The organism is Pseudomonas sp. H26/SER47-MNA-CIBAN-0231 (genome assembly GCF_040310465.1).
Classification (GTDB): Bacteria; Pseudomonadota; Gammaproteobacteria; order Pseudomonadales; family Pseudomonadaceae; genus Aquipseudomonas; species Aquipseudomonas atacamensis.
Genome location: NZ_JBEOPW010000001.1, coordinates 331609 through 355839, shown reverse-complemented (window position 1 = coordinate 355839; position 24231 = coordinate 331609). Strand labels below are relative to the sequence as shown.

At 59.3% G+C, this 24231-nt stretch carries 15 protein-coding genes; 6 read left to right on the top strand and 9 right to left on the bottom strand.

Annotation, left to right across the window (positions count from 1 at the left end; translation table 11 throughout):
- Positions 1–285 precede the first annotated feature (285 nt).
- From AAEZ10_RS01665 to AAEZ10_RS01645, 5 genes are read right to left on the bottom strand one after another with little or no spacing between them, the layout of a single operon-like run.
- Complete coding sequence (locus tag AAEZ10_RS01665; protein ID WP_177434005.1) at positions 286–1017, bottom strand: hypothetical protein; 732 nt, start codon at positions 1015–1017, stop codon at positions 286–288.
- Positions 923–1198: an HNH/endonuclease VII fold putative polymorphic toxin gene (locus AAEZ10_RS01660; protein WP_125927969.1), complete on the bottom strand. Its 276-nt coding sequence runs from the start codon at positions 1196–1198 to the stop codon at positions 923–925. The genes AAEZ10_RS01665 and AAEZ10_RS01660 overlap by 95 nt, the downstream gene beginning before the upstream one ends.
- A 45-nt stretch (positions 1199–1243) precedes the next feature.
- A complete protein-coding gene (locus AAEZ10_RS01655; protein WP_016775045.1) occupies positions 1244–1705 on the bottom strand; it encodes a DUF6392 family protein in 462 nt (153 codons plus the stop codon).
- Positions 1705–10056: a two-partner secretion domain-containing protein gene (locus AAEZ10_RS01650; protein WP_350567208.1), complete on the bottom strand. Its 8352-nt coding sequence runs from the start codon at positions 10054–10056 to the stop codon at positions 1705–1707. Before AAEZ10_RS01650 ends, AAEZ10_RS01655 begins: the two co-directional genes overlap by 1 nt.
- A 25-nt stretch (positions 10057–10081) precedes the next feature.
- A complete protein-coding gene (locus AAEZ10_RS01645) occupies positions 10082–11788 on the bottom strand; it encodes a ShlB/FhaC/HecB family hemolysin secretion/activation protein (protein WP_350567205.1) in 1707 nt (568 codons plus the stop codon).
- A 223-nt stretch (positions 11789–12011) separates the two neighbouring features.
- Here AAEZ10_RS01645 and AAEZ10_RS01640 point away from each other — a divergent pair, with 223 nt between their 5' ends.
- Positions 12012–12830: an alpha/beta fold hydrolase gene (locus AAEZ10_RS01640; RefSeq protein ID WP_122507943.1), complete on the top strand. Its 819-nt coding sequence runs from the start codon at positions 12012–12014 to the stop codon at positions 12828–12830.
- A gap of 116 nt (positions 12831–12946) precedes the next feature.
- Complete coding sequence (locus AAEZ10_RS01635) at positions 12947–13570, top strand: glutathione S-transferase family protein (protein WP_350567202.1); 624 nt, start codon at positions 12947–12949, stop codon at positions 13568–13570.
- A gap of 12 nt (positions 13571–13582) precedes the next feature.
- Here AAEZ10_RS01635 and ptrR read toward each other — a convergent pair whose 3' ends face one another.
- Positions 13583–14461: a putrescine utilization regulator PtrR gene (ptrR, locus tag AAEZ10_RS01630; RefSeq protein WP_038862196.1), complete on the bottom strand. Its 879-nt coding sequence runs from the start codon at positions 14459–14461 to the stop codon at positions 13583–13585.
- 104 nt (positions 14462–14565) lie between these two features.
- Between ptrR and AAEZ10_RS01625 the strand changes: the two genes are divergently transcribed.
- Positions 14566–15957, top strand: a complete 1392-nt coding sequence (locus AAEZ10_RS01625; RefSeq protein ID WP_350567199.1) for an aldehyde dehydrogenase family protein — start codon at positions 14566–14568, stop codon at positions 15955–15957.
- Positions 15958–16209: 252 nt separating this feature from the next.
- Here AAEZ10_RS01625 and AAEZ10_RS01620 read toward each other — a convergent pair whose 3' ends face one another.
- Complete coding sequence (locus tag AAEZ10_RS01620) at positions 16210–17379, bottom strand: acetyltransferase domain-containing protein (protein ID WP_350567196.1); 1170 nt, start codon at positions 17377–17379, stop codon at positions 16210–16212.
- 170 nt (positions 17380–17549) lie between these two features.
- On the opposite strand from AAEZ10_RS01620, the gene AAEZ10_RS01615 reads away from it, so the two are divergent.
- The gene (locus AAEZ10_RS01615; protein WP_122507947.1) at positions 17550–18146 is read left to right on the top strand and encodes a paraquat-inducible protein A; all 597 of its coding nucleotides are present in this window, start codon (positions 17550–17552) and stop codon (positions 18144–18146) included.
- Positions 18143–18829: a paraquat-inducible protein A gene (locus AAEZ10_RS01610; RefSeq protein WP_130929789.1), complete on the top strand. Its 687-nt coding sequence runs from the start codon at positions 18143–18145 to the stop codon at positions 18827–18829. Before AAEZ10_RS01615 ends, AAEZ10_RS01610 begins: the two co-directional genes overlap by 4 nt.
- Here AAEZ10_RS01610 and ydiJ read toward each other — a convergent pair.
- The gene (ydiJ, locus tag AAEZ10_RS01605; protein WP_350567541.1) at positions 18762–21788 is read right to left on the bottom strand and encodes a D-2-hydroxyglutarate dehydrogenase YdiJ; all 3027 of its coding nucleotides are present in this window, start codon (positions 21786–21788) and stop codon (positions 18762–18764) included. The genes AAEZ10_RS01610 and ydiJ overlap by 68 nt on opposite strands.
- Positions 21789–21945: 157 nt before the next feature.
- Here ydiJ and AAEZ10_RS01600 point away from each other — a divergent pair, with 157 nt between their 5' ends.
- Positions 21946–22830 (top strand): LysR substrate-binding domain-containing protein, encoded by an 885-nt coding sequence (locus AAEZ10_RS01600; RefSeq protein WP_243241125.1) that lies wholly within the window; start codon positions 21946–21948, stop codon positions 22828–22830.
- Positions 22831–22950: 120 nt separating this feature from the next.
- Here AAEZ10_RS01600 and AAEZ10_RS01595 read toward each other — a convergent pair whose 3' ends face one another.
- The gene (locus AAEZ10_RS01595) at positions 22951–24225 is read right to left on the bottom strand and encodes a glucarate dehydratase family protein (RefSeq protein ID WP_350567191.1); all 1275 of its coding nucleotides are present in this window, start codon (positions 24223–24225) and stop codon (positions 22951–22953) included.
- Positions 24226–24231 lie beyond the last annotated feature (6 nt).

Genomic DNA, 24231 nt, shown 5'->3' with positions numbered 1-24231 from the left:
ACGGGGACAGACCACGTTTTGGAGTGCGTTTTAAACGTGGCCTGTCCCTATTTACCCTTGTTCGAAATTTCGCTTCCGAATTTATTGCTCTGTTGAGTATTGAGGAAACGGGGACAGACCATGTTTTCGAGTGCCTTCTATACGTGGTCTGTTCCCTTCCCCCCCAAGAGTACCCAGCTTTTGCATTCAACGTGGTCTGCACCCATTTATCTCTCAGACGATATCGACAATCAGCGTGGCGACCTGCGCGGAGCTCAGAAGGAGAAAAAATAGCGAAATTCGGTTTTACGAATTATCAAAGTTTGATAAAAGATCATCCAGCACTTGTCGTTTTCCGACAGCGACAACTCCTCTATCAAGATCATCAAATTCACCAATCTTTGCCATTAACAGTCCGTTCCCCTCCGCCACATATTCGAAGAGCATCAGATCTTCCGAAATCTTTCCAGACCAGCCAATGAGTAAGGCTTCTTCCATATCCAAATCTATAGGCACAATGGCTACATAAGAACATCTCTCAGCCAAGAACGCCTCCAGAATTGTCCCATCTAAAAGATCCGATAGGCGAATACCTCCAAAAAACTTTAGCTTCCCATCGCGCTCCATGGTATGCACTATCGAATGACTTCCTTGGGGAACTTCAATCCCCCGTGATTTGAACCCACCCCATAGCCCTAAATATTTGACGATTCTCGTGCCTGGCTGCCAAGCCGAGTTACCCAAAAGCAACCAGGCTGCATATCCCGGCATATTTTCGACAACGCGTTCATGTATGAAGTCGAATATTGTTTCCAATGACTCATGAGGCTTCGACGCAATAAAACTAGCTGCAGACAACTTTAATCTGCATTTTCCGTTACCCTCATTCAGATTGATTGTCTGATTCGAATCAGATACGTCATTTTCTCCCAAAATTTTGATTTTAGTAATGATAATAATTTCCCGCTTCGTCGTTAAAATGCGCCCCGCGATTTTGCGGATCACCTTCCCCGCAATCATGTCCCGCTGTGTCGTCACGAATTCTCACTGTCCGCGTACCGCCACCTGAAGCGGGAACCTCAAACTCATAAATGGCTCCGGGCTGAGGGTTGCCCCGTTTGTCGACACTTTGAATTACTCGGCTAGGCTGCTGAATGGTCGGGGGAAAATGCGGACAGACCACGTTTTGGAGTACTTTTTCAACGTGGCCTGCCCCCATTCATCCACACTCTTCCAATACCGTTTCAACGTAATTTTCCTTCACCTAACCCTTAGCAATCAGGGTTACCTTCCACAACTTACCATCCTCTGAAAACTCCATACGTAGATCGTATGTTGAAAACTGATATTTGCACCACTGCCGGACTTTACCAATCAACATATCAACTTTAGCAGATGCTCCTGCGTCTGCCGTACCCAATACCTGAGTGACATTTTTGGCAGTCCAAGCATGAGCAGCCCGATCAAGCACATATTCGTTATACGGTGAATAGCCTTCATCCTCCTGCACAAAAAAATGAATGTGATTTAATTGTCCCGCACGAAACCCAAGCTCTATCCCAGACTTTATAAACTTGTAATATTTTGTTTTCCCGCCTGGATCATTATAGGCATCAGGAGTCTCTGAAATGACGGGCTTTTCTTCAAAACGTTGCCATAGACCCGTGATGACTGATCCATTCTCATCTTGACCGAGAGCGTGAATAAAGTCAGACCAAGTATTCATTATTTGATAACCCCAATCTCTCGATTTCTTTCCACTATTTTTTTAATTGTCTCATCGACAATTTTTGAATCATAACCTCGATTGCGTAAATTTTCTCGCAATGCGTCTGTATCACGGCACACCGCGCCGCACAGATCAATGGCGTCCTGTTGAACCTGTGCACGGGTATTTTTACCCCCATACGTGGGACCCGCAATGTGGACATCGCGAGGAACCTCCACGGCTGTTGCGTTTTGGTAAAGCGATTTGGCCTCCACCTCTGTAAGGGGACGACCTAATTCAGCTTCTTTTGCCGTACGCAATGCAGCAAAGGAAGGGATGTGGTCGTGCTCTAACCCGTCAGCAACTACTTCTCTTGACTTGAGATTCTTATAGGAGTCAACCTCAAGTTCTTGAACCGGTGCTTTGGACGCTTCGTTTCCTTTTACACCACCCGTACCCTTTACGTCGGCTTCCTTTGTGGCAGTCGTACCTTTCCCGGTTGCCCTACCCGGAAAAATTCCACCCCCCATCTGGATCGCGACAGCACCCAATTTTGCAAAGAAACCACCTTCCTGTAAATTCACGATGGAGGCTATTGACCCAGTGGAGTTTAGATTCCCTCCCTGAACAACTCCTACCCAATAGGCTTCTCCACTTTTGCCTTCACTTCGTAGCGTCGCTATCAGCTTCGAGAACTTTTCGTCATCGTCGGCCAAATCGTGGGAGATTTGACGGCAGGTATCAGGTGCCCCTTTACAAAACTCGTCCAGCTCTAACTCTCTTTGCTTGTCAAGCGCTTCATATTTATCCCTGACAGCAAGCTTTTCCTTATCCGTGGTCTTGCTGTCCATCTCAGCGAGCATCTCTTTCACCTCACGGTGGTAGAGATAGTTATAAGTCGTGGCACTCCCGGCGATGCTGGCTCCCAACTGTGAATTGCCATCAACGAGGGCCGCTGCAAGAACACCCGTGAGTTGGGACAACATCACCTGCAGCTGATCATTGCCAGCGGCGAACTTCACCAGCGTATTCATCGCAGCTTCATTCAGCCCAGCAGCCGCCGCACCGGTAGCAAAATCCCCGCCAGTTACTTCGGAAATCAAACCGCCCATCAGCGCATGCGCGACAACTTTTACTACGCCACCTTCCGGGAACTTGATCGTTTGATCGCCAACGAAATTGAACCCGGTCGCCATCGCGACACTGCCCGCTTCTCCCAGCAACGCGGAACCAAAGTTGTCAGCAAAACTTCCGCCACCAATGGTGGTAGAGATGCCACTGGAAATGAACGCGCGACCCGCAGTTCGGATCGCTACGTCGGTAAAATTACTGCTGGTCAGAATACTTGCGGCTTTGCTGCCCCCCGCTGTAAACCAATTGGCATCGGCATAATCAAGCATGCCTGCGGTGAAGCCAGCGATAGCTGCGTTCTTGAGACTGTCGGCGCTGAATGTTTCCTTGAATGCAGCGCCGAGGTTCCCTTTATTGCTGATCGTGCTTGTCACGCCCGTCGTAGCGAGAGTTGTGGCGAATGCGCCGCCGAAGCCACCGCCGACCAAGCCCAGTCCTGCCGGCCCCATCACAAAAGACATCATGATGGCGATGGCAATTTGCGCCGCTGGCCCGACGCCCGAGTTCTCGTATTTAAACGACTCGTGAATCTCCTTCACGCGCCGCCAATCAACATCTCCCCGAGCCTCCGCATCCTTCAACCACGCCAGTTGCGGATCAGCCTTGACCATCGCATCAATGGTCTGGCTGACGGACTCCTGACTCACATCCTTGATGTCAATCTTCAGCCCATCGACCGCTTTCAGGACGATGTTGCCCTTGGCGATCATCTGCGTCTGGCGCAGGGTTTCGTCGGTGTTGCCGCGACCCTTGGCCGAGACCCATGCGGCGTTGTTGTTGGTTTTGGTATGGCTCTCGTCATGCAGATCCTTCACCCCTTCGAAGGTGATGGCGCCGCCGCTGTCGAGGAGGATGTCCTTGCCGCTGTCGAGTTTGGCCACCTGGTAATGCTGGTCGCCCAGGCTGACCAGAGACAGGTTGCCGCCGCTCTTGATTTCGCTGCCGACGTGGGTGACCTGGGTGACTTCGTCGCGCTGGAGTTTCAGGTTGCCGAAACCGCCCTTCTCCTTCATGTCGTAAAGGGTGTGGTCCTTGTTCTGCGCGGCCAGCAGATTGAGGTCGTTACCGGCGTAGACGTAGGCTTCATTGCCTGCGCTGATTTTGCTCGCGACCAGTGTGGTGTCACGCCCGGAACTGGTTTTTACGTCGCCGCCGGCGATGAACTCAGCTGCTTTCTGAACAGTGTGGTCATCCTGTTCATGGACACGTTTCTTGCCGTCCTTGCTATGGGTTTCAACGTTGTGTTCATCTCCGGCCGAGGACATGTTGATGTCGCGCTTGGCCTCGGCGGCGAGGTTGCCGGTGGCTTCGGCTGTGCTGGCGACGACGTTGATGTCGCGACCGGCATCGAGCTTCAGGTCGCCGCCGGTTTTCACTGTCGACGCGAGGTTTTCCACGGTGGAGGTAATGACTGAGCGGTGGCCGCCATCGAATGATTCGTGGAGTTCGTCTTCGTCGCGTGTCGCCAACAGGTTGATGTCGCGCGCTGCACTCAGGCTGGCGTCACCGCCGCTGCTGATGGCAGACGCGTTGGTCAGATCCTGTCCGGACTTGATGGTCAGGCTGTCGCGAGCGCTGATGAAGCCGCCGTCGTCGACAAGGGTGCGCATGCCGCTGCCATCACGCACAGCGATGGCGGTACGATCGTTGACGATATCGCCCTTGAGTGTCGTCAGTTCGACCTGATTGCCACGGATTTCGCCGGCCAGTGCGTTGCGAATGCTGTCGGTGGCCATGAGTTTGATACGCTCATCGGCTTCCACCAGACCGCCCTGATAGAGGCTGCCCTTGACGTCGACGGACACGTCGTTGCTGGCCTTCAATGTGCCGACGTTGACCAGATCGCTACCGGCCAGCATTTCCAGATCTCGGCCCTGAATCAGGCTGCCACCGCGCACGTTGCGCGACTCGGCCTGCGCCAGATACAACACCGGCACCAGCACTTTCTGGCCGTCGACGATGCGCTCTTCCATCCAGACAATGTCGTGGGTCAGCGCAGCGACCTGCGCCGAGGCCAGGCTGACGCCGACCGACAGGTTCAGTTGGTTTTTGCTGGCGAGCGCGTTATCCATCAGATAACGAAATTGCTCGTAGTCGTTCTCCAGGCCACCGGCGAGAAAACGCTGGCCGGTCTGGGCCATGACGGCGTCGCTGATCAGCCGCGATTCATAGCGACCGTCACCGAGGCGACGCGCCGCTTCGTCGGCGCTGAAGTCGAGCTTGCCGAGCAGGTAGTCGGAGCTCATGAACGCCGTCGCCTGAGTCAGCTCTGGGTTGGTTTCGATCAGATAACGGCTCTGCGGATTCGTGCTTTGCACGAACATGCCGTACGGGCCTTTCGGCAACCGGAAGGTCGAGGAAGCCGTCGGGTCGACTGCGGCGAACGGCACACCTTTGAAGTCCACCGGTGTGAAGCTGATCTGCTTCACGCCATCGGCGTCGACATGCTCGATACGGGTAACGGATCTGGAGGTTTGGGCGACAGCGTCGGTGCTACGTTTGCCCAGGTTGATGTTGATGCCGCCGACCGCGTCTGTCTGGTCGCTGGCCAGGGAACCTGTCAGTTGATCATAAGTGTTGTCGTATAGCGTGCCGTTCTGGATGCTGTTGGTGACGTCGAGCTTGACCTTGCCGCCGGCCTGCATCACCGCAGCGTAAACGGCGTTGCCGTTTGCATTCCAGGTGGTGACGTCACTCATCAAAGAGAATCGCGAATCACTGGAGCGACTGATCAGTTCATCGAACCGCGCCTGATCGAAGTTGCCGGCCGCGGTAGCCGCGTTGAACGCCGGAACATCGACGAACTCCATCTTGTCCCAGAGGCTGTTGTCGATACGCCCAGGGGTGCCCCTTTTCACCACTCGCGTCCCCGAACGCGACTCCGCGCCCTGGTTCAGCAGGCTGTCAGCCGTCACGGTCAGGTCGCCGTTGGCGGCCAGCAGGCTGTAACGGTTTTCAACCTGGTTGGCGTGGATGGTGAAGTTCTTGCCTGCCACGAATCGCGCCGCACGCGAGTCCTTGAGCACCTCGTCGTTGAATTGGGTAGTGATGGTGATGGTGCCGCGCTTCCAGCCATCACCACCATCGCAGTGCTGACCGCACACCCAGCTCAAACTGCCGGACGACTGACCGGAAGTCAGCTCGAACTCGGCTTTGGCGTTTTCGAAGGAAACCGCGTTGATGTCGACGTCACCCTCGCCTTCGATGGTGCCCGACAAGTTGCTGAACAACGCCGCGCGCCCGCCATCGACAGCGTCGAAGCTCATGTTGCCGCGGCTGTAAATATCGCCGTAATAGTTATTCAGGCTGTTGCCGTGCAGCTTCATCGTGCCGCCGCTGAACAGCAGCGTGTCGGCATCGTTGTAGAGACCGTTGGCGGCGGTGAATTCGAGATTGCCTTGGGCGCCGAGGGTGCCTTTGTTATTGATCCGTGCCGCCGTCACCGTGAGGTTCTGGTTGGCGATCAGGCGACCGAGATTGTCCAGTGTGCCGCGCAAGTTCATGACGGTGTCGCCGCCGCTGACCAGTCGCCCGTCCTGCTGGATCACGTCGCTGGCGCTGATCGTGAGTTTCTGCTGCGCGGAGACTTTGCCGCTGTTGAGCAGATTGCCGCCGAGGGTCAGCGCCAGATCGCCGCCGCTGAGCAATTGTCCGGCATTGTTCAGGTTGGCCACGTTGAGGCTGAGCGCCGAAGCACTGGCGATCCGCTCGCCAGCATTGAGCGTCAGGTTCTGCGCACTGGTGTAGGTCAGCCCGCCGTTCAGTTGCCAGGTGCCAACGCCGTTGACCGAGCCGACATCCCATACACCATTGCCCAGCCCGGTGAGACTGCCCTGGTTGTTGGTCAGTTGGCTGACATCCAGATCGAAAAGGCCCTGCGCCGCATGGCGCACATTGCCGCTGAAGTTATTGATTTCGGCACCAGACAGCAGCAGGTCCTGACTGCCGATTTCGATCACGCCGCTCTGGTTGTTCAGATTGCCGGTCAGCTTGATCTGACTCGCAGCGCCACCGAGGGCGCGGAGCTGGCCACCGGCGCTGTTATCCAAGCCGTAGGCAGTCAGCTTGAGGCTGTTTGCCGATTCGATCAGGCCGCCCTGATTGAGAACCTGCCCGACGGCTTCGAGCCCCAGCTGATTACCGCTGATCTCGCCGCTGGTGTTGTCCAGGCTGGCACCAGTGAAGATCACCTGATCCTTGCCGAACATCTTGCCGGCGCGGTTAGCCAGGCGCGTCACGGTCAACGTCAAGTCATCAATCAGGCTGGAAATCAGCCCGGCCTTGCCGCTGGCTGCACTGTTGTCGAGGTCGGCACTGGTGATGCTCACCGAGTCGGCTTGCAGCGTGCCGCCCTGGTTTTGCAAATTGCCGTTGTTCAGCGCCAGTTCGGCATGGCTGCCGTTGGCCAGAATCACACCTTGCTGATTGAGCAGTGTTTTGCCAGTAATCTTCAGGCCGTCGCTGCCAGCGATGATCTGCCCGGCAGCGTTGTTGTTGATCCAGGCGCTATTGATGTCCAGGCGCTTGCCTTGCAGGGTGCCGCCCCGGTTATCCAGCGAGGTCAGTTGATCAAGGAGCAAGCGCTGTGCGCCAGCGTCGACCAGACCGGTGACGTTGCTGAAGACTCCGGCAATGTTGAGGACGACATCGCCGCCATTACCGACGATGCCGCCCTTGTCGTTGTTGCCAAGTTGTTTGGCATTGATGTCGATAGCGTTGCCAAGCAGGACACCGGCGCTGTTGTCGACCTCGTCACCGTCGATGTGCAACTGACCTTCGCTCTGAATCCGGCCCTGTTGATTCAGCAGTTGCGACTGGCCCGGCGAGGTTTGCTTGAGGATCAACCGCGCGCCATCGGCACCTGCGGCCAACAACCCGTTGGCACGGTTATCAAGGCTGGCCGCGTGCAACTCCAGGCCGTCGGCGATCATCCGCCCGCCACGGTTGTCGACGTGTCCGTCCTTGGCCAACACCAGCAATTGCCGGGCGGCGACTACACCGCCACGGTTATCGACAGAGCTGGCACGCAGTTCCACATCGCCTTTGATGGATTGCAGACGGCCCAATGCGTTGTTCAAGTGCTGCTGGACGTGGAGCGTCAGTTGCCCGGTTTCGGCGCTGAGCGTGCCGTCGTTGTTGCCGGTCAGATTGAGCAGTTTAGCGTCGACGATGCCGCCCAAAAGTTGGCCGCTGGCGTTTTGCAGATCCTGCGCGGTCAGGCTCAGGCGATCGGTCCCCTGGATCAGGCCAAGGCTGTTATCCAGGTCTGCACTGGAAACCACGCTGTCATCGGACGAAATCGTGCCTTGCGTATTATCCAGCGTGCCGCGACTGGCCACCTCGAGGGTTTTGCCCGTCAGACTTGCGTTGCGGTTGTTGATGCTCTGCGCAGTGACGGTCAAGCGATCCGAGGCTTGCACCTTGCCGTCGTGGTTGTCGAAATCCTGCATCAGCGTCAGATCAGCAGCACCGTTTTCCGCGCTGATCACACCCTTGGCGCTGTTATCAAGGCGAGTGGCCGTGACGTGAATGTCGTCGGCAGCCAGCGTCCCACCCTGATTGAGCAACTCCCCTCCCGACAGTGCCAGCGTGGTTTTCGCCTGGATCTTGCCCGCGCCGTTATTCAGACGTTCGCGGGCGACAACCTTGGCCTCACCGTCGCTGGCGCCGATCAGGCCGCCGCTGTTGTCCAGTTGACGGGCGTCCACGTCGAGGCGACCGGCGATCACTTTGCCGCCGGTGTTTTTTACCTCCTGAGCATTGAGCTTGAGGCTGCCGACGGCGATTTCGATACGGCCCTGACGGTTGTCGATACTGTCGACCACCAGTGTTGCCGCTTGCCCATCGGCGAAGCGAATCAGGCCGCTGAGGTTGACGATGGCCGGCGCGCTCACGACCAGACGGGTTTCACCATAAACACGCGCATTCACACCTTGGTTGACCAAGCGCGCCGCGTTCAGAGTGAGGTCTTGAGCCTGCACGGTACCGTTCTGGTTCTCGAACGTTGCGGCTGCGCTGGCGGTCAGGGTTCGGCTGGCCAACACGCTGCCACTGTTGCTCACCGAAGCACTGTTGATCGACAGATCACCATTGGCGTTGCGGCTGTTGTCTGCGCTTACCCCGGCTTCAATCACACCGGTATTGGTCAGCCTGCCGCCACTGCTCAGGCTGACGCGGTCACGGGCAGCGAGGCTTTGGCGATTGATCAGGTCTTCGGCGGTTTGTACGGTGACCTGCGTACCGGCATAAACCGCGCCCTGGGCATCGAGACTTTTGGCCTTTACATCGACGGCATTACCCGCCGTGACTTTGGCCAGGGTCAGTTGGCCATTGGCGTCGATCCGGATGTCACCTGCGCTGGCGGCAAGATCCCCTGCCAGCTTCACGCCAACGCCCTGCTCGGTGCCGACCAGTTTGATTGCACCGGCATACATGCCGCCGAGCGCCGAGGAGTCGATGGCCAGTTGTGGTCTGGCGCTGCCGTCATCGGCACGGGCGGTGGCGCTGAGCGTGTCGGCGTTGACGTCGTTGCGGCCGGTGGTGATGTTCAGGTTTTTTGCGTGGATCTGTGCATTGATCTGCGCACTGCGGGTAATGATTTCGAAACTGTCGACGTTGCTCGCATCAAGACCGACGCCGTCAATCGAAACGCTTCCCTGATCGACCTGAAAGCGCTCCAGGCGACCGTTGTCGAGCACCGGTTTACCGGTGGTCAGCGTGACACGTGGCGTGTTGATGAAACCGCAACCGTTGCAACTGATGCCGTAAGGATTGGAAACGATCACCCGTGCCGATTGCCCTGCGACTTCGGTGTAGCCGCGCAACTGGCTCGGGCTGCCGCCATTGACTTCGTTGAGGATGGTTTGTGCCGCTGCGCCACGCAGGTTCGGGTTGCCGAGAATGATCCCGCCCAGTTGCGTCTGTTGCATGCGGTCGGTGGCGTTGTTGAGGATGACGCCTTGCGCACCGACGTTGTAGTCGTGGAACTGGTTATGCGACAGGCCACTGCCATTGGGCGCTGCGATGTTGACGATTGGCACGCCATTGCCGGCGCGATCCAGACTGGTGCCGGGTGCACTGACAACGATGCCGTCCGCCTGCGCCCACACCGGTTGCCAGAACATGACGTTCGCCAGCAAAAAGGCCAGACCACGCTTGGGCATGCCCCAGAATTGCTCGCGCTTTTTTACGGCCGCAGAAGGTTGGCTAGCCAGGAAGGCCAGGTGGCGAATGTCCATATCAGAATCTCGAAGCGGGCAAAAATTAAATGAAGAAATCCAGGCGGAAATAGATCGGCGCTTCACCCTCGGTCAGCGCGTCCGGTCGTTCCAGGGAATGCGCGAAAGTCACGCTGGCGGCCACATGCTGACCACGTGCGAACAACTCCAGCGAGTTGCTCGACATGCGTCCGTGCTGATCGCCGTTGTAGCGATCGCCGCGAATCACGCCCTGGTCGTAACCGAAGCTGGTGCCGTATTCGGCGAACACCGGTTGCAGCCATTCGGCGGTCACCGGGCGGCTCCAGCGCAGGTCGTTGCGCCAGTAGCCACCACTGTCGCCGGACAGCGATTGATCCTTGTAGCCGCGGATCGACGCCGAGCCGCCGAGGCTGGTGCGCTGTGGGCTGAACAGCACATCTTCGCTGCGCTGGCCGGTCATCAGGCTGCTGAAGCTGAAGGACTCACCGAGTAATTTGAACGGCTGCAAATAGCTCAGGGTTGCGGTGTATTTGCGGTAGCGTGCATCCGGTTCGCCGGGACCGGGATCGTGACTGCCCTGCGCATCGAAAGCACCAATGCCCTCCTGCATGCCAGCGTCGAAGTTGACGAAAGCGCTGCCGACACGACGGCCGTGGTTGAAGCCGAATTGCGCTTCGCTGATGCGATTGCTGCTCAGTTTGAGTTTGCTGTCTTCGATGAAGTTGTTGCTGCGCAGGTACGAAAGTCCCGCACTGAGGGAGGTCTTGCTGACCGCGTCGCGATGGATCACGCGCTCGGCGCGCAGTTGATGGTTTTCGCTGTCGCCGGTCTGCTTGAAGTTGTAGCCGTTGGCGGCGATCTGCGAGCGGTACTCGCTCTGGCTGTAGGTGTAACTGAACGTCCACCAGCCCCACGGCAGGCTGTAATTGAGCATGGCGTTGTTCGAGGTGTGCTGATGATCGGTCATCGCATCGTGACCGCCGCGCAGGCTCAATTGGTCAGCCAGACCCAGCGGGCTGTCCCAGTCGAACGAGGTGCCCCACTGCTGCTCGCCGGTGCTGCGCTGGCCATCGTTGCTTCGGGACAGGCCGGCGCGCCATGGCTTCTGCGGCGTGTTGGTCACGCGCACCTCGCTGCCGCCGACATTCTGCCCCGGCGCCAGCTCCATTTTGGCCTGATTGGATGGCAGGCGATTGAGCTGGTCGACCATTTGCTCGATCTCGCGCAGGTTGACCAGTTCACCGCTTTTGCCGGGAAAGGCCATGGCCAGTTCGCGATCCGAGAGCCGGCTGTTTTCTGCGCCTTTCATGCCTTCGAGTTTGCCTTCGACCACCAGCACTTTCAGGTGCCCGGCGGACAGATCCTGTTGCGGCAGATAAGCGCGGCTGGTGACCAGACCTTTCTCGATGTAGTGATCGGTGATGACTTTGAGCAGCTCGTTGAGCTGCGGCACGCCGAGGCATTCGCCGATATAAGGCTTGAGCAGCCGCGTCTTTTCGCGCTCCGAGAGGCTGTCGGCGCCCTTGAGCTCGATGTCCTTGATGGTGAAGCAGCGCGTATCGGCGGGTGCTGTCGGTTGCGCCGGTTTGGCGTCTTTGCCGGGCAGATCCTTGAGTTCTTCGAGGCGCCGCTGCTGCTCTTCGAGCAAACGGTTCTGACGTTCGCGGATCAGGTCGGTTTCACCAGGAGTGGGCGCGGCCCAGGCAGATTCAAGCGGAGAAAGGCAGAGCAGCGCCAGGCACAACCGCGCCGTGAAGGCGGGTGAAAACATGTTCGATCCCTCGACACAAAAAGTGACATCAAAATAGTGGCGCGATATTAGAGGGCCATCATTTTGACGTCAAACTTAAGTTTGTTCCGCTCATCGGGATTTGCCGCGCTTTCATACGGGTGAAACCAGCACCTGCGTACAAGTGGCGGGCGCGTTTTGCGCGGATAGTGGCCGTTGCCCATTCGGCATCTATTCTTGCCACACACGATCACAAGGAGTTTGTATGAGCACCTTCAAGACCCAAGACGGCACCGAGATCTATTACAAGGACTGGGGCAGCGGCAAGCCCGTGCTGTTCAGCCACGGCTGGCCGCTGGACGCCGACATGTGGGAATACCAGATGGAATACCTGAGCAGTCGCGGCTATCGCACCATCGCCTTCGACCGCCGTGGTTTCGGTCGCTCCGATCAACCATGGACCGGCTACGACTACGACACTTTCGCCGATGACATCGCCGGCCTGATCAACCATCTGGACCTGCGCGACGTGACCCTGGTCGGCTTCTCCATGGGTGGCGGCGACGTCAGCCGCTACATCGCCCGCCACGGCAGCGAGCGCGTTGCCGGCCTGGTATTGCTCGGTGCGGTGACGCCGCTGTTCGGCAAGAAAGCCGACTTCGCCGAGGGCGTCGACAAATCGGTGTTCGACGGCATCAAGGCTGGCCTGCTGAAGGATCGCGCGCAGTTCATCGCCGACTTCAACGCGCCGTTCTATGGCACCAATCAGGGCCAGAAAGTCTCTGACGGCGTGCTCACGCAAACCCTGAACATTGCGCTGATGGCATCGCTCAAGGGCACCGTCGATTGCGTGACCGCGTTCTCGGAAACCGACTTCCGCCCGGACATGGCCAAGATCGATGTGCCGACTTTGGTGATCCATGGCGACGGCGACCAGATCGTGCCGTTCGAAACCACCGGCAAGCAGGCCGCTGCGCAAATCAAGGGCGCCGAGTTGAAGGTTTACGCGGGCGCGCCGCACGGGTTTGCCGTGACCCATGCGCAGGCGTTGAATGAGGATCTGCTGGCGTTCCTCAACCGGTAATCCCGCCCGGCAAAAGCCGTAGTCAGATGCTGATGAACCAAGGCCCGCGCAATGCGGGCCTTGTGTTTTGCGCTATGGTATTTTTTCTGCGTCCATTACCCGGAGAAGGAAATCCCATGCTGCGAATACTCGGCAAAGCCTCATCGATCAACGTGCGCAAAGTGCTGTGGACCTGTGCTGAACTGCACATCCCGTTCGAGCGCGAAGACTGGGGTTCGGGCTTCCAGTCGCCGAACACGCCGGAGTTTCTCGCGCTCAATCCCTGCGCGATGGTGCCGGTGATCCAGGACGGCGATTTCACTCTCTGGGAATCCAACACCATCATTCGTTATCTGGCGACGCGTTACGGCGGTGCGCATTTATATCCGGTTGAGCCCATCGCCCGCGCGCGGGTCGATCAGTGGATCGATTGGCAGGCCTCGGAGCTGAATCGCTCTTGGTCGTACCCGCTGATGGCGCTGGTGCGCAAGTCGCCGGATTATCAGGACGGCGATGCCCTGGCCGCCGACTGCCGGGACTGGATGCGCAACATGCAAATCCTCGACCGCCAACTGGAGAAGACTGGCGCTTACGTCAGTGGCGAGCAGTTTTCCCTGGCGGACATTCCGATCGGGCTGTCGGTCAATCGCTGGTTCGAAACGCCGCTCGATCACGGGAATCTGGCTGCGGTGCGCGCCTATTACGATCGCTTGAATCAGCGCGACGGTTATCGTTTGTACGGGCGCAATGGCACGCCATAAAGACATGCTCGATCAGGCTTGCTCACGCACTACGCCCCGCTCTTCAAGCAAGCGCACGAACATGCTCAGACTGCGCGACACCGTGCCCCGGCGCCACACCAGCCACGTAGTCAGATAGCGGAAGTCCGCGGTCAGCGGCCAGACGCTGACCGTCGCGCTGCCGGGCATGCTCTGCAGCATTTTGCGCGGCATCAGCGCCAGGCCGGCACCGGCGCTGACGCAGGCGAGCATGCCGTGGTAGGACTCCATTTCGAAGATCTTGCCGGGTACGGCAGCGTCGGTGCTGAACCATTTTTCGAAATGGTGACGGTAGGAACAGTTGGAACGGAAGGCGTAGATATTCTCGCCGTTAACGTCCGCCGCACGTTCGACCGGTGAATGATTGAGCGGCGCGATGATGACCATTTCCTCCTCGAACGCCGGCACACCTTCCAGGGCCGGATGCAGCACCGGGCCGTCGACGAATGCCGCAGCCAGACGCCCGGACAGCACGCCGTCGATCATCGTCCCTGATGGCCCGGTGGACAGGTCGAGATCAACCTTCGGATGTTGTTGGTTGTATGCCGCCAGCAGTTCGGGAATACGCACTGCTGCGGTACTTTCCAGCGAGCCCAGCGGGAACGCGCCCTGGGGTTCCTCCCCCGCCACCGTCGCCCGCGCTTCCTGCACCAGATCGAGAATGCGCCGCGTGTATTCGAGAAAACTCCACCCGGCCGGCGACAGGCGCAGACGGCTCTTCTCGCGGATAAACAGATCGACGCCGAGGTCCTGCTCAAGCTGCTTGATCCGCGTAGTCAGGTTCGACGGCACGCGATGAATCTGCGTGGCGGCGGCGCTGATGCTGCCGTGCTCGGCCACGGCCTTGAAGATTTCCAGTTGCACCAGATCCACAGTCATTCTCCGATCGTGAAAGAAACGATCTTTATTATTCAGTTTCCAGAAAACTAACGCCACCCTACTCTAGGCCCATCCGACGAACCTACAGGACAACGTCAATGAGCCAGATTTCCAGCCAGACCCACGCCATCTCGATCAACCCTGCCACCGGCGAGCAGATCGGTCATTACGCGTTCGAATCCGCCGCTGCCCTTGATGCGGCACTGACTCGCGCTGCCTTCGCTTTTGGCAAGTGGAAGCGCAAGCCGCTGCAGGATCGTTCGCGCCTTTTGACCGCCCTCGCCGGCGCGCTGCGTGAAACTTCAGAAGCGATGGCAACCATGATCACCCGGGAAATGGGCAAGCCGATCGCCCAGGCCCGTGGCGAAATCGAGAAATGCGCCAAGCTCTGCGAGTGGTACGCCGAACACGGTCCAGCCATGCTCGACGCCGAAGCCACCCTGGTTGAAGGCGGCAAGGCGCGTATCGAGTACCGTCCGCTGGGGCCGATTCTGGCGGTGATGCCGTGGAATTTCCCGATCTGGCAAGTGCTGCGCGGCGCGGTGCCGACGTTGATCGCTGGCAACACTTACGTGCTCAAGCATGCGCCAAACGTGATGGGCAGCGCTTACCTGCTGCGCGATGCGTTTGTCCGCGCCGGTTTTCCCGATGGCGTGTTTGAGGTGATCAATGTCACCCCGGAAGGCGTTTCCACCGCCATCGCCGATCCGCGCATTGCCGCCGTGACCCTGACCGGTAGCGTCCGCGCCGGCATGGCCATCGGCGCTCAGGCCGGTGCAGCACTGAAGAAATGCGTGCTAGAGCTCGGCGGCTCCGATCCGTTCATCGTGCTCAACGATGCTGATCTGGATGAGGCGGTGCACGCAGCGGTGGTCGGTCGTTATCAGAATTCCGGCCAGGTCTGCGCGGCTGCCAAACGTCTGATCATCGAACAAGGTGTGGTCGAGGAATTCACCCGCAAGTTCGTTGAAGCGACACGCCAGTTGAAGATGGGCGATCCGCTGAACGCCGACACTTACATCGGGCCGATGGCGCGCTTCGATCTGCGTGATGAACTCGATCAGCAAGTGCGTGACACGTTGGAGGAAGGCGCGACGCTGCTGCTCGGCGGCAGAAAAACCGAGGGCGCCGGCAACTACTACGAACCGACCTTGCTGGCCGATGTAACCGACCGCATGACCTCGTTCAAGCAAGAGCTGTTCGGCCCGGTCGCTTCAATCATCACCGCCCGCGATTGCGCACACGCCGTGGCCTTGGCCAACGACAGCGATTTCGGCCTGACCGCCACGATCTACACCGCCAACGTCGCGCTGGCCGAGCAACTGACCAGCGAACTGGAAACCGGCGGCGTGTTCATCAACGGCTACTCGGCGAGCGATCCTCGTGTGACCTTCGGCGGCGTGAAGAAGAGCGGCTTCGGTCGCGAGTTGTCGCACTTTGGCGTACGGGAATTCTGCAACGCGCAGACCGTATGGCTGGATCGTAAATAAGCCGGATGCCTAAAAACCCGTGGGAGCGAGCCTGCTCGCGAAAGCGGTGTATCAAGCGATGAAGATGCCGAATCCACCGGAGCCATCGCTGGCAAGCCAGCTCCCACAAATACTGCGGTGGACACTGATACAGCAAACACCATAGAACCCTGTGGGAGCTGGCTTGCCAGCGATGGCGGTGCATCAGCCAGCATTTATACCGACTGATTCACCGCTTTCGTGAGCAAGCTCACTCCCACAATTCCTCGCAATTTACAGATATTTCAGCCAGCTGATGTCGCGGCGCCGCGCTTTCAATGCAGAGAACCAGCGCACTGCCGGGAACAGCACCACCGCAAGAACCACCGCCGCCAGCCACACCGCCGTCACCGTCGAAAAGCCGAAATAGCTGCCCTGATTCAGGCCGAACAGCGCGACACCGATCAGGTACAACACCTTCAACACGTACAAGTGCAGCAGATAGAAAAACATCGGCGCCGAGCCGAACACGGTCAGCCAGCCAATCCAGCGGCGACTCTGCACGCGCTCAAAGGCGAGCAACAGCAACAGCCCTAAGCTCACAGTCAGCGCGAGAAACAGCAGCGATGGCGGGTATTTGGTGATGTTGAAAAAGCTCATCAGTGTCTGCACCAGCGAATCGCTGATCGCCCACGGTTTTTCGCCGTAGCCGTTAATCAAGCGCAGCACCACAAATCCCAGCAATCCACCGACCCCGGCAACCAGCAAACGACGCTGACGCACCGCCGCGTCCATGCCGCGAGCAAACCACGGCCCGAGCGCATAGCCCAGGCCGATTACACCAATCCACGGCAGCAGCGGGTACGAGGTGCGCAGGCGCAGGGTTTCGCTGATCTCGATCCAGCCTCGATCATGCAGAATCGCCCAAGGCACATGCAGCGCCGACTCGACCGGGAAATGCAGCGTATCAAGCAAGTTGTGCCCGGCGATGATCGCCACGCTCAGCGTCAGCAGCAGCGCACGTGGCAACCAGACCAGCAGCGCCAGCGCGATCATGCTCAGGCCGATCGCCCAGATCACTTGCAGGTAAATCACGCTCGGCGGCAACTGGAACGTCCAGGCGAAGTTGACCAAGGTGAACTCCAGCGCCACGAGGAACAATCCGCGTTTGAACAGAAATGCGCTGACATCGGCTTTGCCGGCGTATTTTTCGCCGTAGAGCCATGCCGACAAACCGGTCAGCAAGACAAACACCGGCGCACACAGATGCGCCAGAGTGCGGCTGAAAAACAGCGCCGGCTCGGTGCTGGCGATGTCCATCGGATCGGAGACCTGTCGGTGCAACAGGAAGGTTTCACGTACGTGATCGAGCAGCATGAACAGGATCACCAGGCCTCGGAGCGCATCAATGGACAGCAGCCGGCCAGTCGTCAATGGGGCAGAACGGGGAAGCACAGGAGTCATGGGGCTTTCGCAATCGAGAGGAATAACACCGGACAGCCACAACGCCGTCCGCAAATTTCGCGTTACCTTATAACATCAAAAAAACAAAACCCAAACATCCAGCATCGAGGTTGCCCATCCGCGCCAGCCTTCTATAGTGAACAGGTCCGCCCTGCCCTTGAGCGCTGTCCATGGTCAACACCGAACACCTGATCATCTGCGAGCACTGTGATTGCGTGTACGAGAAAGTCGTGCTCGCCAAACATCAGAAAACCCTGTGCGTGCGCTGCGGTGGCGTGCTGCAGCGCTTCAACGGCCTGACCATCGAGCAGCGTCTGGCGCTGACGTTTACGGCGGCGATGCTGTGGCTGTTCGCCAATTTCTACCCGGTGATGAGCATCAGCCTCAAAGGCATGAAAAACAGCGCGACCCTATGGGATTCGGTGCTCGCGCTGAGCCAGGGGCCGATCACCTTTATCGCCATGGTCGCGGCGATCGCAATCATCATCGCCCCGGCATTTCAGCTAGTGTTGCTGGTCTGGGTGTTGAGTTTCGCCCTCGGCATGAGGCGGGCACCGGGGTTCAATCTGTGCATGCGCTGGCTGGAAACCCTGCGCCCGTGGAGCATGCTTGAGGTGTGTCTGCTGGGGGCGATGGTCGCGGTGTTCAAACTCGCCGGCCTGCTCGATGTGCTGCCGGGGATCGGCCTGTTCGCCCTGGCGGTGCTGAGCCTGATGATGATCCGCATTGCCGGCCGTGACATCCGTGAACTCTGGGACATTTTATGAAGCGTCCACCGACCGCCAGTGAACTCAATTTATGCCTGTGCCACAGCTGTGGCCTAGCCTGCGATATGACCGACGAGCCACACGAGTGCCCGCGCTGCGATGCGCCGCTGCATCGGCGCAAAACCAATTCGCTGACGCGAACCTGGGCGTACATGCTCGCCGCCCTGGCCTTTTATATCCCGGCCAATCTGCTGCCGGTGATGAATACGGTGATGCTTGGCAACGGCGCCGACAGCACGATCATGAGTGGCGTGCTGGAGTTCTGGGAGGCCGGGGCGTGGGACATCGCCCTGATCATTTTCATCGCCAGTATCGCGGTGCCGGGGGTCAAGTTCGTCGCCCTGACCTTGCTGCTGGTCACCGTACAGCGCAACAGCGATTGGGCGCGCAGGGAGCGTTCGAAGCTGTACCGCTTCGTCGAACTGATCGGCTACTGGTCGATGCTCGATGTGCTGGTGGTCGCGCTGGTCGCGGCGCTGGTGAAGTTCCAGGCGCTGGGCGATATCGAGCCACGACCGGGCATCCTGTTCTTCGGCCTGGTCGTGGTGTTCACCATGCTCGCGGCGATGAGTTTCGACCCGCGCCTGATCTGGGACAGGGACACCAGCGACACGGTCAGCGACGTAGCGTCTGGAGCAGCACCTGCAACGGATGGCGCAGCGCCTGATCCGACTGGTGCTTGACCTGGCTGCGGCAGGAGTAGCCGGTCGCCAACGCCTCGCCCTGCTCCGCCGGAGCCTGCACCTGACGCGCCCACGACTGCTCGTAAATGACTGCCGAGGTCTGGCGATTACGTGCTTCGTGGCCGTAGGTGCCGGACATGCCGCAGCAACCGGTGGCTTGCGTGGCCAGCTTCAGACCGGCACGTTCAAAGACCTGTTCCCACTGGCGGGTCGCGGCCGGCGCGTTGGTTTTCTCCGTGCAATGTGCGAGCAGACGGAACGCTTTCGGCTGAGCCTCAGGCGTCCGTTCTGGCATGACCTTGAGTAACCACTCCTGCACCAGCGCTACTTCTGGGCACTCATTCAGGCCGGGTACTTTCAGGTATTCCTGGCGATAGACCAGAGTCATCGCCGGATCCAGCCCCAGCAGCGGCACGCCGGTCTGCGCCAGCGCCTGCAATTGCCCGGCGTTACGCAACGCCGCCCGATTGAACGCCGAGAGAAAGCCCTGCACGTGCAGCGGCTTGCCGTTGGCGCTGAACGGCGCGAGATAGACCTGATAACCCAGGCGCGAAATCAGCTCGACCAGATCAGCCAGCAGCGGCGCCTCGAAGTAGCGGGTGAAGGCGTCCTGCACGATGACCACGCTGCGTTCGCGTTGCTTCGGGGTCAGCGCCGACAACGTTGCGACGGTTGCCGGCTGCACCTGCCAACGGCGCATCCCCGCATGGAAATCGAAACGGCTGAGCAGCGGCACATCGACCATGCCACCGATCCGCGCCAGCGCGCCACGCACCCAGCCAGCACCCATCAGACCGTTATAAAGCGCCGGTACCCGCGCCATGTATGGAATGGTGTATTCCAGCGAGGCAATCAGGTAATCCCGTGCCGGACGCAGATAACGACTGTGATACAGCTCGAGAAAACGCGAGCGGAATTCCGGCACGTTGACCTTCACCGGGCACTGCCCCGCGCAGGATTTGCAGGCCAGACAACCCGCCATGGCGTCATACACTTCATGAGAGAAGTCTCCCGACGGATCGCGGCTGTTGCGCCAGCGCTGCCACAGCGTGCTGAAAAACGCCGGTTTACGGATTGCGTCCGAGAGCACATCGACGCCCGCCTCGCCCTGCAACCGTAGCCATTCGCGAATCAGCGAAGCGCGGCCCTTGGGCGACTGCGCGCGTTCGCGGGTGGCTTTCCACGACGGGCACATGGCGTCATCAGGATCGAAGTTGTAGCAAGCGCCGTTGCCATTGCAGTGCATGGCCGCGCCGTAGCTTTGCCAGACTTTCTCGTCGATCTGTCGATCCAGCTCGCCGCGCAGGGTCACTTCGTCGATCTTCAGCAGTGCTGCGCCGCTGTTGGCCGGCGTGGCGATTTTGCCCGGATTGAACTGGTTGAATGGGTCGAACGCGGCTTTCAAGGCTTGCAGTGCCGGGTACAACTCGCCGAAGAATGCCGGCGCGTACTCCGAACGCAGGCCCTTGCCATGCTCGCCCCAGAGCAGGCCGCCGTAGCGCTGAGTCAGCGCCGCTACGCCATCGGACACCGGACGAACCAGCGCCGCTTGTTGCGGGTCTTTCATGTCGAGGATCGGCCGCACGTGCAGTACGCCGGCGTCGACATGGCCGAACATGCCGTACTGCAAACTGTGGCTGTCGAGCAGGTCGCGCAGTTCGGCGATGTATTCGGCCAAATGCTGCGGCGGCACGGCGGTGTCTTCAACGAACGGCTGCGGGCGGGCTTCGCCGGCGACATTGCCGAGCAGGCCCACCGCCCGTTTGCGCATGCCGTAAACCTTGTTCACCGCTGCCTGACCAACCGCCAGCGTATGGCCCAGGCGCTCCACGGTGCGGTCGTTTTGCAGATGTTCGAGAAACGCTTCGACGCGGCGCTGCAGGTCTTCGGGATCGTCACCGCAGAACTCGACCAGGTTGATGCCCAGAGTAGGCCGCTCAGGGTTTTCGGGAAAATATTCGGCAACGCCGTGCCAGACGATGTCCTGCATCGCCAGCAGCAAAACCTTGGAATCGACGGTTTCGATCGACAACGGCTTGAGCGCCATCAACGCCCGCGCATCACGCAAGGCATCCATGAACCCGGCGTAGCGGATATTCACCAGCATCGTGTGCTTGGGAATCGGCAGTACGTTCAACCGCGCTTCGACGACGAAGCCCAGCGAGCCCTCAGCGCCACACAGCACGCTATTGAGGTTGAAGCGCTGGTCGGCCTCGCGCAGATGCGCCAGGTCATAACCGGTCAGGCAGCGGTTGAGATCGGGAAAGCGTGCCTTGATCAGCTCGCCCTGTTCATCAATGATCTGCCGCGCACAACGATAGACTTCGCCGACGCGATCATCGCGGGCGCACTGCGCTGCAAGCTCATCCTCGGCCAGCGGCAGGCCGTGCAGACGCTCGCCGCCGCGCAGGATCATTTCAAGTTCCAGCACATGGTCGCGGGTCTTGCCGTAGGTGCAACTGCCCTGGCCGCTGGCGTCAGTGTTGATCATGCCGCCGACCGTGGCGCGGTTCGAGGTCGACAGTTCCGGAGCAAAAAACAGCCCGGAGGATTTCAACGCGACGTTGAGCTGATCCTTGACCACCCCGGCCTGCACGCGCACCCAGCGCTGTTCAACGTTGATTTCCAGAATGCGATTCATGTGCCGCGACAGGTCGACGACGATACCGTCCGTCAGCGATTGACCGTTAGTGCCGGTGCCACCGCCACGGGGGGTGATCACCACTTTCTCGTACGCCGGTTCGGCAATCAGCCGCGCCACCCGTGCAACGTCTTCGGCGTCCAGCGGAAACACAGCGGCTTGCGGCAGGCGTTGGTAGATCGAGTTGTCGGTCGCGAGCACCACGCGACTGGCGTAATCAGCGCTGATTTCCCCGCGAAAGCCGCTGTCTTTCAGGGCGGCGAGGAATTGTTGGTAATCGCCGGTCAGGGCTTTGGCAGGCGACAGCTGGGCAATCATCGGTCGGGTCATCTCGGTCAAATCGGGCTGTGTGGCGGTGAACAGTTGTGCGCAAGGAATGATTGCGTCAGGCTCCGCCATCTGATTGCGCCCATGTTCATTGCTGGCCAGCCATGGAACAAGCGTAATTTCGACCCGCTATCGATGAGTTTTACGAATGAATCCGCGCACCCTCACACCGTCCATGTCGCTGCTGCTGGCTTTCGAGGCCGCCGCTCGCCACGAGAGCTACACCCGCGCCGCCCATGAACTGTCACTGACGCAGAGCGCGGTCAGCCGCCAGGTTCAGATTCTCGAGAAGATGCTCGGCATGCGTCTGTTCAGCCGTGAAGGCCGGCAGGTGGTGCTGACGGATGTCGGGCGCATGTATCAGCGCGAGCTCAGCGAAGCCCTCGGACAGATTCGCAGCGCAACCTTGCAGGCAATGGCGTTTGGTTCGGGTATCCATAGCCTGCGCTTGGCGACGCTGCCGACCTTCGGTTCGAAATGGCTGCTGCCACGGTTGAAGGATTTCTACACGGCGCACCCGGGCACGACCGTGCACCTGCATTCGCGGATCGAAACCATCGACTTCGACACCAGCGAAATCGACGCGGCGATCTGCGTCGGCGGGGGTGAATGGCCAGGCCTGACCGCCCTGCCCCTGCACACCGAAGAATTGGTGGCGATTGCCAGCGCGCAGCTGTCGGCGACTGAACGCGACGAGGCCGAGCGGCACATGGCCGGGCAGTTGCTGCTCAACGTCAGCAGCAATGCCCAGGCATGGGCGGAATGGTTCAGCCATCATCAACTGCCGCATCGCAGCATGCGGATCGGGCCGAGCTTCGAAATGACCTCGCACTTGATTCAGGCAGTACGCGCCAATATCGGCGTCGGCCTGGTGCCGCGAATTCTGGTCGAAGACGAATTGCTCAAGGGCGAATTGCTGCAACTGGGCGAGCCAATTACCAGCCGACGCAGCTATTACCTGGTGTACCCGCCGCGTAATGAGAATCTGCCTTCGTTGAGAGCGTTTCGGGATTGGCTGCTCGAGACGCTTTGACTCATGGGCCCCATCGCGGGCAAGCCCGCTCCCACAGGTATTGTGTCGCTCACAAATTTTGCATCCGACAAAGACCCTGTGGGAGCGGGCTTGCCCGCGATGGGGCCCGTCCCGACCACCTCAAAACCTCGGCTTGACCGCCCGCCAATCTGCCTTGTACCGCTGCATCTGCCGCACATCATCCCTCTGGCGAATCCCGCACGTCAGGTACTGATCATGCAGCTTGGCCAGTTGCTCATGGTCCAGTTCCAGCCCCAACCCCGGCGCACGGCTGATCTTCACACAGCCATCGACAATCGGCAGCTTGCCGCCCTTGATCACTTCCTCGTCCGGCTCCTGCCACGGGTAATGGGTGTCGCAGGCGTAATCCAGATTCGGCACTGCCGCCGCGACGTGCGCCATGGCCATCAGGCTGATGCCCAGGTGCGAGTTGGAATGCATCGACACGCCGAGGCCAAACACATCGCACATTTTCGCCAGCGTCTGCGTATCCCGCAGGCCACCCCAATAATGGTGGTCGGCGAGGACGATTTGCACGCTGTTCTGCGCAACGCTGCGGCGGAACTCGTCGAAATCGGTAACGATCATATTGGTCGCCAAGGGCAGACCGGTGCGCTTGTGCAGTTCAGCCATGCCATCAAGCCCCGGGGTCGGGTCTTCGTAATACTGCAGATCATCGCCGAGCAGTTCGGCCATGAGAATCGCCGTCTCCAGCGACCAGTTGCCGTTCGGATCGATGCGCAGCGGAAAACCCGGAAAGGCTTTCTTTAGTGCCTTGATGCAAGCCACTTCATGCTCCGGCGGCAAAGTGCCGGCCTTGAGCTTGATGCTCTTGAAACCGTACGCCTCGATCATCCGCGCTGCCTGCGCGACGATCTGCTGCTCGCTCAGCGCCTCGCCCCAGTTGTCCGGCTTGTAGGGCGAGTCGATATGCTCGGCGTACTTGAAAAACAGGTAAGCGCTGAACGGCACTTCATCGCGAATCGCGCCGCCGAGCAGGTCCACCAGCGGCACGTTCAGGTAGTGCGCCTGCAAATCGAGAAACGCTACTTCGAATGCCGAGTAGGCATTGCTCACCGCTTTGCTGGCGTGGGAACCGGGGGCCAGTTCGGCGCCAGCGACGCTGGCGGGTTTATTCGCCGCCACGGTGGCCTGCACGATCGCGCGCAATTGATTGAGGTTGAACGGATCGAGGCCGATCAACTGGCTCTGCAATTGTTGCTGGATCGCCAGCGCCGGGGCATCGCCGTAGCTTTCGCCGAGGCCGATGTAGCCGTTGTCACTTTCAATCTCGATGATCGAGCGCAGGGCAAAAGGTTCGTGGATGCCACTGGCGTTGAGCAGTGGCGGATCACGAAAGGCAATCGGGGTGACGCTGACACGGGTGATTTTCAAGATAAC